Source organism: Vibrio sp. (assembly GCF_047973365.1).
In the GTDB taxonomy this organism is placed as follows: Bacteria; Pseudomonadota; Gammaproteobacteria; order Enterobacterales; family Vibrionaceae; genus Vibrio.
This window is the reverse complement of sequence record NZ_JBKEBW010000157.1, coordinates 37,834-46,912: the sequence shown is the minus strand read 5'-3', so window position 1 is coordinate 46,912 and position 9,079 is coordinate 37,834. Positions and strand designations below refer to the sequence as shown.

General features: G+C 43.5%; 9 protein-coding genes, 1 pseudogene and 1 other annotated feature. Of the genes and pseudogenes, 7 read left to right on the top strand and 3 right to left on the bottom strand.

Annotated elements, in window-relative coordinates; all coding sequences use genetic code 11:
* Window positions 1-199, bottom strand: a pseudogene (locus ACK5MF_RS18440) (helix-turn-helix domain-containing protein); the annotation flags it as partial.
* A 155-nt stretch (window positions 200-354) separates the two neighbouring features.
* Window positions 355-1,071, bottom strand: coding sequence for a two-component system response regulator ArcA (gene arcA, locus ACK5MF_RS18435; protein ID WP_416923984.1), 717 nt, complete (start codon window positions 1,069-1,071; stop codon window positions 355-357).
* 317 nt (window positions 1,072-1,388) lie between these two features.
* Here arcA and ACK5MF_RS18430 point away from each other — a divergent pair, with 317 nt between their 5' ends.
* From ACK5MF_RS18430 to thrC, 6 genes are all read left to right on the top strand, one after another.
* The gene (locus tag ACK5MF_RS18430) at window positions 1,389-1,778 is read left to right on the top strand and encodes a DUF3293 domain-containing protein (protein ID WP_416923983.1); all 390 of its coding nucleotides are present in this window, start codon (window positions 1,389-1,391) and stop codon (window positions 1,776-1,778) included.
* 73 nt (window positions 1,779-1,851) lie between these two features.
* On the top strand, window positions 1,852-2,337 hold the full coding sequence (locus ACK5MF_RS18425) for a putative 4-hydroxy-4-methyl-2-oxoglutarate aldolase (protein ID WP_416923982.1): 486 nt from the start codon (window positions 1,852-1,854) through the stop codon (window positions 2,335-2,337).
* A gap of 109 nt (window positions 2,338-2,446) precedes the next feature.
* Window positions 2,447-2,524, top strand: coding sequence for a thr operon leader peptide (gene thrL / locus ACK5MF_RS18420; protein ID WP_416923987.1), 78 nt, complete (start codon window positions 2,447-2,449; stop codon window positions 2,522-2,524).
* Window positions 2,463-2,577 (top strand) — a sequence feature (Thr leader region). (Overlaps the previous gene by 62 nt.)
* 30 nt (window positions 2,578-2,607) lie before the next feature.
* A complete protein-coding gene (gene thrA, locus ACK5MF_RS18415; RefSeq protein ID WP_416923981.1) occupies window positions 2,608-5,067 on the top strand; it encodes a bifunctional aspartate kinase/homoserine dehydrogenase I in 2,460 nt (819 codons plus the stop codon).
* A gap of 18 nt (window positions 5,068-5,085) precedes the next feature.
* On the top strand, window positions 5,086-6,042 hold the full coding sequence (gene thrB / locus ACK5MF_RS18410; protein WP_416923986.1) for a homoserine kinase: 957 nt from the start codon (window positions 5,086-5,088) through the stop codon (window positions 6,040-6,042).
* Window positions 6,039-7,325 carry a threonine synthase gene (gene thrC / locus ACK5MF_RS18405; RefSeq protein WP_416923980.1) on the top strand — a complete coding sequence of 429 codons (1,287 nt, stop codon included), beginning with the start codon at window positions 6,039-6,041 and terminating at the stop codon, window positions 7,323-7,325. The genes thrB and thrC overlap by 4 nt, the downstream gene beginning before the upstream one ends.
* Before the next feature lie 110 nt (window positions 7,326-7,435).
* Here thrC and grcA read toward each other — a convergent pair whose 3' ends face one another.
* Window positions 7,436-7,813: an autonomous glycyl radical cofactor GrcA gene (grcA, locus tag ACK5MF_RS18400; RefSeq protein ID WP_416923979.1), complete on the bottom strand. Its 378-nt coding sequence runs from the start codon at window positions 7,811-7,813 to the stop codon at window positions 7,436-7,438.
* 339 nt (window positions 7,814-8,152) lie between these two features.
* On the opposite strand from grcA, the gene nfo reads away from it, so the two are divergent.
* Window positions 8,153-9,028 carry a deoxyribonuclease IV gene (nfo, locus tag ACK5MF_RS18395; protein ID WP_416923978.1) on the top strand — a complete coding sequence of 292 codons (876 nt, stop codon included), beginning with the start codon at window positions 8,153-8,155 and terminating at the stop codon, window positions 9,026-9,028.
* Window positions 9,029-9,079 lie beyond the last annotated feature (51 nt).

Sequence of the window (9,079 nt, the reverse complement as noted above, 5' to 3'; positions counted from 1 at the left end):
ACGCTTCCAGCTTAGCTTCCGCACTAAGAGAATGGCCATCAATTAAAAATGAATTTGAACCATGCATAGTGAAAACATGAGCCCAATAACGAACATGTTTTGTTGGGACAGAATATTTTTCAGCGAGCTCTCGAGGAGTGGAGCCATCAAGATACTTTTTAGCTACTTTGAACTTTAACTCGCGACTGTATTTGGACATAAATAAAAGACCCCCAATAATTGGTTGTCCAACTATTGGGGGTCACTTCAGATCGTGGGAACGAGAATTAAAACACTTGATCAAATAAACAAAAGTAAAGCCCCATTAAGAAGGGGCTTTCTAGTATTCTTTTTTTAGAGGAATTCGCTGTTGGCTTATTCTTCTAAATCACCACAAAAACGGTAACCTTCACCGTGAATGGTTGCGATGATTTCTGGTGTACCAGATACAGACTCGAAATGTTTACGGATACGACGAATCGTTACGTCTACAGTACGGTCATGTGGTTTTAGCTCGCGACCCGTCATCTTCTTCAGAAGATCGGCACGAGTTTGAATTTTACCTGGGTTCTCACAGAAGTGCAGTAGAGCACGGAATTCTGAACGAGGTAGTTTATAACCATCACCACTTGGGCTAACAAGAGAACGGCTGTTGATATCCAATACCCAACCGTTAAATTCGTATTTCTCAACTGAGCGTTTCTCATCTTGAGTTGCACCCGTGTTCATAGAACGGCTAAGTAGGTTACGAGCACGAATCGTCAGTTCACGAGGGTTAAATGGTTTAGTGATGTAGTCATCTGCACCAATTTCCAGACCTAGGATTTTATCGACTTCGTTGTCACGGCCCGTTAAGAACATTAGTGCAACGTCAGCTTGCTCACGAAGCTCACGAGCCAGTAACAAACCGTTTTTACCCGGTAGGTTGATGTCCATAATGACTAGGTTGATGCTGTTGTCAGATAGCTCATGGTGCATCTCTTCACCGTTACTAGCTTCAAAAACAGTGTATCCCTCGGCTTCAAAAATACTCTTTAGAGTGTTACGAGTTACTTGCTCATCTTCAACGATAAGAATCTGCGGGGTTTGCATTGGCGGTACCTAAACTTGTGAATAATTTGTGCTAATAGAACTCATTCTAGGCAAAAACATAACATAGGGTAGCTTGATGTTAACAATAAATCTTAATTTACGTAAAAAATCTACTCTCGGGTTGCCCGTCATCCATGGGCACTAGTTGAAGAGGAATCCAATACCTCTTTGGTCCTACTAGTCTTTGAGCCGGATTCTATAATGTTAACAGCATGCTAACAATGACCAAATGTTAATTCCAATCACTTTGTTGATTTATATCAATTGGTAAAATGTAACGTATATTAAAGCTAATAACGAATTGTAAAATTTGCAACATGATGAAAATAAATGCAAAGCTGTGGCAAGCCTATTCCATTGTGAAGTTTGACCTTCAATATAAGATTACCTTTGAAAATTATGCCATTATTACCGCATGGAACCCTGAAAGTGCTAAGTTGTCACAATATGAGAATTGCGTAAATAATCAACATTTACAGAATGAATTGATTGGTTATGATTGGTATTGTGTTCGCGTTGGTGACCCTGATTTCAATTGGTTTGAAGAGAGCTTTGCAGTGAATATGCCTTTGGATAAGGCGTTAGCACTCGGCAGAGTTTATAGGCAGAATGCCATTTATTACGTGTGTAACAACATGCTTTATTTACATTCCTGTAAGGGAGAACTACGGGAATGTTTAGGGGATTTCAATTTATTCAAACTGTAACCCAAATGAGGTTGCTCCCCCTTTAAAGCCTAATTATTTTTAAATTTACAATTACGAGAATCATGGAGGAACGATGAAAGATATCACACCGGATATATGTGATCGTTATGAATCACAAGTGACTTTACTCGACTTACCTTTGCAGAATTACGGTATGAGAAGCGATTTTTGCGGACAAATAGTGACCGTTCGTTGCTATCACGATAATTCCAAGGTCCGCGAAGTGCTGAGCCAGAATGGCAAAGGTAAAGTATTGGTGGTTGATGGTAATGGATCTCGTCGAAAAGCCCTGCTAGGTGACCAGATCGCTATGACGGCGATTGATAATGGTTGGGAAGGCGTGATCATCTACGGTGCTGTTCGAGATGTTGTTGCGCTATCCCAGATGGATTTGGGTATCAAAGCGTTAGATGCCTGTCCATTTAAAACCGAAAAACGAGGTGTCGGCAAGGTGAACGTTACCTTGACCATGCAGAATCAAATGGTGCAACCGGGTGATTATATTTATGCGGATTGGAATGGAATTTTGCTGTCAAAACATGCGCTCGATTTGAGTTAGCTAACCAATCCGCATGAAACTTAAAAAAAAACGACTTTTTCATTGACTATACGATGAAAAATAAGGTAAACGTAGTAGTAAGCAAACACACAAACGAAGTAAGATTTCTATGTTTAATCACAGCCTAGTAATGATGATCACCACCATTATTATTACCGACATTACGCATGTTGGGGCAGGCTGCTAAGCGTAAAATTTACAAAAAAGGCCTGTATCCCCACCGATACAGGCCTTTTTTTATGTCTATTTAAAATGACTTGGAGTAAAGGAATGCGAGTTCTAAAGTTTGGAGGTTCATCGTTAGCAGATGCTGACCGTTTATTACGGGCAGCCGATATCATTGCCAATAATGCTCAGCAGGAAGACGTTGCCGTTGTTCTTTCTGCACCGGGTAAAACAACTAATAAATTGGTGGCAGTGATTGAAAGCGCGATGCGTAATGGAGAAGCAGAGCTACAAATCAAAGAGTTAGAATCGTCTTTCAACACTTTGTTTGCCGATGTAAAAGCAGTGTTGCCAAACATCGATGGCACTGCGTATGAGAATCAAGTCAATACATCAATGTTACAACTGCGTCAGTTCGTACACGGTATCAGCCTATTAGGTATGTGTCCTGACAACGTCAATGCTCGTATCATCAGTAAAGGTGAGCGTGTTTCAATCCAGCTAATGAAAGCGGTGATGGAAGCCAAAGGATTAGCCGCTAACCTGATTGACCCGGTTCAATATCTGCTAGCCAAAGGCGATTACTTAGAAGCTATGGTGGATGTGGAAGTATCAACACAAAACTTCAAGTTGAACCCACTTCCGGAAAAACACGTTCATATTATGCCGGGCTTTACCGCCGGCAATAAAAAAGGCGAGTTGGTTTGCCTTGGCCGTAACGGCTCTGACTACTCCGCTGCTGTATTAGCTGCGTGTTTACGTGCTGAGTGCTGTGAAATTTGGACTGACGTGGACGGTGTTTACAACTGTGACCCACGTTTAGTTGAAGATGCTCGTTTGTTGAAGTCTCTGAGTTATCAAGAAGCGATGGAGCTTTCTTATTTTGGCGCTTCGGTTCTTCATCCAAAAACTATCGCTCCAATTGCTCAATTTCACATCCCTTGTCTAATCAAAAACAGTTTCAATCCTCAAGGCCCTGGTACTTTAATTGGTCTTGATACTGGTGAAGACAATCTAGCAATCAAAGGCATCACAACGCTAAATAATCTGACTATGGTTAACGTTTCAGGCCCTGGCATGAAAGGCATGGTGGGTATGGCGAGTCGCGTATTTGGTGCGATGTCTGCATCCGGAGTGTCTATCGTTCTGATCACTCAATCTTCGTCTGAATACAGCATCAGTTTCTGTATTGAAGCTGAGCACAAAGTGCTTGCTCAACAAGCTCTGTCAGAAGCGTTTGAGTTGGAACTGAAAGAGGGGCTGTTAGAGCCAGTTGAGTTTACCGAAGATCTTTCGATCATCACGCTGGTTGGTGATGGTATGCGGACTTCTCGCGGTGTGGCATCTCAGTTCTTTGCATCTCTGGCAGAAGCTCATGTGAATATTGTCGCTATTGCTCAAGGTTCATCAGAGCGTGCAATTTCAGCGGTTATCCCTGAGGACAAAGTCTCTTTAGCTATCAAAGCGTGTCACGAAAACTTGTTCAATTCTAAACACTTCCTTGATGTATTCGTTGTCGGCGTTGGTGGTGTCGGTGGAGAGCTGGTTGATCAAATTAACCGCCAACAAGCGAAGCTGGCTGAAAAAGGTATCGTGATTCGTGTATGTGGTTTGGCAAACAGCAAAGGCTTACTGCTTGATAGCGAAGGCCTACCTCTTGATAACTGGCGTGACCGTATGGGATCTGCGTCTGAAGAGTTCTCGCTGGCTCGCTTGATCGCGTTAGTTAACCGTAACCACATCATTAACCCTGTGTTGGTGGACTGTACTTCAAGTGAAGCGATTGCCAATCAATACACAGACTTCTTGGCGGCGGGTTTCCACGTTGTCACGCCAAACAAAAAAGCGAACACAGCAAGCATGGCGTACTACCATCAGTTACGCGAAGTGGCGCGTCACTCTCGCCGTAAATTGATGTATGAAACAACTGTTGGTGCGGGTCTGCCTGTGATTGAAAACTTGCAGAACCTGATTGCTGCGGGGGATGAACTGGAGAAGTTCAACGGTATCTTATCCGGCTCGTTATCATTCATCTTCGGTAAGTTAGACGAAGGATTGACGCTTAGCCAAGCAACCGCTATCGCCAAAGAGAAAGGTTTCACTGAGCCAGATCCACGTGATGATCTATCGGGTATGGATGTCGCCCGTAAGCTACTTATTCTTGCGCGTGAAGCGGGAATGGTATTAGAGCTAGAAGATATTAAAGTGCAACAAGCGCTACCACCGGGCTTTGATGCATCAGGCAGTATTGACGACTTTATGGCTCGTCTGCCGCAAGCGGATGAATACTTCCAGCAGTTGTCAGCTACAGCGGCGGCTGAAGGCAAAGTTCTGCGCTATGTGGGGGAAATCGCGCAAGGTCAATGTCAAGTACACATCACTATGGTCGATGAAAATGGCCCAATGTTCAAAATTAAGGATGGCGAGAACGCATTAGCATTCTACAGCCGCTACTATCAGCCGATTCCATTAGTGCTACGCGGTTACGGTGCGGGTACTGAAGTAACAGCAGCAGGTGTATTCTCGGATGTCATGCGTACGCTTGGCTGGAAATTAGGGATTTAATCAATGAGTTCAAGTGACATGGGCGTAGTGGTCTACGCCCCAGCCTCAATCGGTAACGTAAGTGTCGGTTTCGACGTATTAGGCGCGGCGGTTTCGCCGATTGACGGAACGCTGCTTGGTGACCGAGTTCAAGTTAAAGCAGGCTCAGAGCCTTTTACACTTAAAACAGCAGGCAGCTTTGTTTCCAAGCTGCCTGAAAACCCAAAAGAAAACATCGTTTATGATTGTTGGGTAGTGTTTGCTCGTGAGTTAGAGAAAAAGCAGATTGCTCTTAAACCACTCGAAATGACGTTAGAAAAAAACATGCCTATCGGTTCTGGTTTAGGCTCAAGTGCCTGTTCAATTGTGGCTGCACTGGATGCGCTCAACCGATTCCACGCTCAACCATTAAATGAAACAGAGCTGTTGGCGTTAATGGGGGAGATGGAAGGTAAGATCTCTGGTGGCATTCACTATGACAACGTAGCACCTTGTTATCTTGGTGGCGTGCAATTGATGCTGGAAGAGCTTGGCATTATCAGCCAAGAGGTGCCGTGCTTTGATGACTGGTATTGGGTCATGGCTTATCCGGGTATTAAGGTTTCAACGGCTGAAGCGCGAGCTATTTTGCCAGCTCAATACCGTCGTCAGGATATTATTGCTCATGGTCGCTATTTGGCGGGCTTTATCCATGCTTGCCACAGTAATCAGCCAGAACTCGCGGCAAAAATGATCAAAGACGTGATCGCAGAACCTTATCGTGAGAAACTGCTGCCTGGTTTTGCTAAAGCTCGCCAATATGCGCTTTCTGCTGGCGCTCTGGCGACAGGCATTTCTGGTAGTGGTCCAACGCTATTTAGTGTGTGTAAAGAGCAAGATGTTGCTGAGCGCGTTGCGCGTTGGCTAGAGCAAAACTACGTACAAAACGAAGAAGGATTCGTTCACGTTTGTCGTCTAGACAAAAACGGTTCAAAAGTGACAGGAAGTGAGCTATGAAGCTTTACAACATAAAAGAAAATGATCAACAAGTATCCTTTGGCCAAGCCGTACGCCAAGGGTTAGGCCGTAATCAAGGTCTGTTTTTCCCGTCGGAATTACCTAAATTTAATGATATTGATGCGCTATTAGCCGAAGATTTCGTTACTCGCAGCACTAAAATTCTATCCGCTTTGATCGGTGATGAACTGCCAAGCAAGAAAGTGAATGAGATGGTGGCATCTGCGTTCCAATTCCCTGCGCCAATCAAAGCGGTAAAAGAGGGTGTTTATGCGCTTGAACTGTTCCATGGTCCAACGCTTGCGTTTAAAGACTTTGGTGGCCGTTTTATGGCTCAGTCTCTTGCAGCAGTATCTAATGGCGGAAAAATCACCATTCTAACAGCAACTTCTGGCGATACCGGCGCGGCAGTTGCTCATGCTTTCTACGGCATGGAAGATATCAATGTCGTGATCCTCTATCCAAAAGGCAAAATCAGTCCACTTCAGGAGAAGCTGTTCTGTACTCTAGGCAAGAACATTCACACTGTAGCGGTCAATGGCGATTTTGATGCGTGCCAAGCATTAGTTAAAAGTGCTTTTGATGATGCAGAGCTGCGTGAGAAAGTTGGCCTAAACTCGGCTAACTCAATCAATATTAGCCGTTTGATGGCACAAATCTGCTATTACTTCGAAGCTGCGGCGCAAATGAGCAAAGCTGAGCGCGAAAACTTAGTTATCTCAGTACCCAGTGGTAACTTCGGCAACCTTACTGCTGGTCTATTGGCAAAAGCATTAGGCTTGCCAGTGAAGCGTTTTATTGCCGCAACTAACGCTAATGACACAGTACCTCGTTACCTGGAAACCGGCAAATGGGATCCAAAACCAACAGTGGCGACCACTTCAAATGCGATGGATGTGAGCCAGCCAAACAACTGGCCGCGTATCGAAGAGCTGTGCAGAATCAAAGACTGGGGCTTGGAAACCTTAGGTAAAGGTGCGGTTCTGGATGCGGAAAGTGCCGAGTCGGTAAAAGAGCTGAACGCATTGGGATATCTGTGTGAACCACACGGTGCCATTGCTTACCGCGTACTTGATCAGCAACTTCAACAAGGTGAAACCGGTCTGTTCTTATGTACTGCGCACCCAGCTAAGTTCAAAGAAGTGGTGGATGATATTTTAGGTACCGATATCGAGCTACCAGCACCTTTGGCTAAACATGCTGTGATGGAACTACTGTCTGATGAGATGGACGTTGACTTCGCTGCACTGAGAAAGCTTCTGATCAAGGTTCGTGGCGAGTAATACAAGTTAGAGAATCATGACTGATTCTCTACCAACAAAGCATAAAAAAGCGGTGCTCTTATTTTACACAATAGTAAGGGCACCGCTTTTTTTTAATTTGCGAAACTGAATTATAGCGATTCAGTAAAAGTACGTGCGATAACGTCGCGTTGTTGCTCTGGCGTTAGAGAGTTAAAACGAACAGCATAACCTGATACACGGATAGTTAGCTGTGGGTATTTCTCTGGATGAGCAACGGCATCTTCCAATGTTTCACGTTTAAGTACGTTAACGTTTAGGTGTTGACCGCCTTCAATTTTTGGCGCTGTTTCAATCGCCACTTCGCGGCTTTCGTATTCGCCAAGGTCTGATACTGGAACAACTTGATCGGCAGCGTAGCGACCAGATGCTGCAACGCAACGAGCTTCATTTGTTTCGCTATCGATTAGCCAAATTGAGTTAAGTAGATCATCATTAGCTGCTTTAGTGATTTGAATACCTTGGATCATCAATATCTCCTAATCCACTTTAAGTGGCGTATTATTGGTGTTAATTTTCGTAAATTCTGTTGAGCTTGGTATTATATAGTTTATGTCCATAATTATAGTATTGATTTAGATCAAAATACAACAATAAACCTTTCTTGTTTTAGGGTTTAAAATTTGACTTTAATCAATAACTAGTTAATAAATATAGATATTCAATTAAATTTTAACTATTAAAAAAATATTTTATTACTGTTTTTTGTTCTATATGTTGTAATAAAACTACATTTTTGTGTGCTGGAAGGTAACAAATAGAACAAATCAGCAACTTATACAGCCAAATTGAAAGTAGAAAGTGATTAAATGACAAAAGAAGTAAAGCTTGTGGGTAATAAGTACATTGGTGCACATGTGTCTGCTGCTGGCGGTGTCGATCAGGCGCCATTAAGAGCCAAAGAAATTGGCGCGAATGCGTTTGCGATCTTCACCAAAAACCAACGTCAATGGGTGGCGAAGCCGCTAGAAGCCTCAACAATAAGACGCTTTAAAGATCAGTGTCAGCGATTGGGATTTTCTGCCGATTATATTCTGCCTCACGACTCATATTTAATTAACTTAGGTGCTCCGGAAGCCGATAAGCTGGAAAAATCACGTGCGGCCTTTATTGATGAGATGGAACGTTGTAACCAGTTGGGCTTGAAACTACTCAACTTCCATCCAGGCAGCCATTTAAAGATGGTTTCAGAGCAGGAGTGCCTCAGCACTATTGCTGAATCCATTAATCTGGCGCATAAAGCGGTACCTGAGGTGATTGCCGTGATCGAAAACACCGCAGGGCAAGGGACTAACCTTGGATGGCGTTTTGAACATCTAGCGGCAATTATTGAGCAAGTGGAAGACAAATCGCGTGTTGGTGTTTGCCTTGATACTTGCCACACCTTTGCCGCTGGGTACGATTTAAGTAGCTTTGACGCTTGTAAGGCAACCTTTGCCGAGTTTGATCAAATTGTCGGTATGCACTATTTGAGAGCAATGCATATTAATGATTCAAAAGGTGGATTGGGCAGCAAACTTGATCGTCACCACTCTTTGGGCAAAGGTGAAATCGGTTGGGACTGTTTTGAATATATTGCTAAAGATCCACGTTTCGATTATATCCCATTGATTTTAGAAACAATTGATCCTGAAATTTGGCATCTGGAAATCCAAGCTATGCGTGATCATCATTTAAGTGCGTAATTCCCTCGTTTGAGATCACAATATTGGCATGTTTTTCTCATGACGATTGCA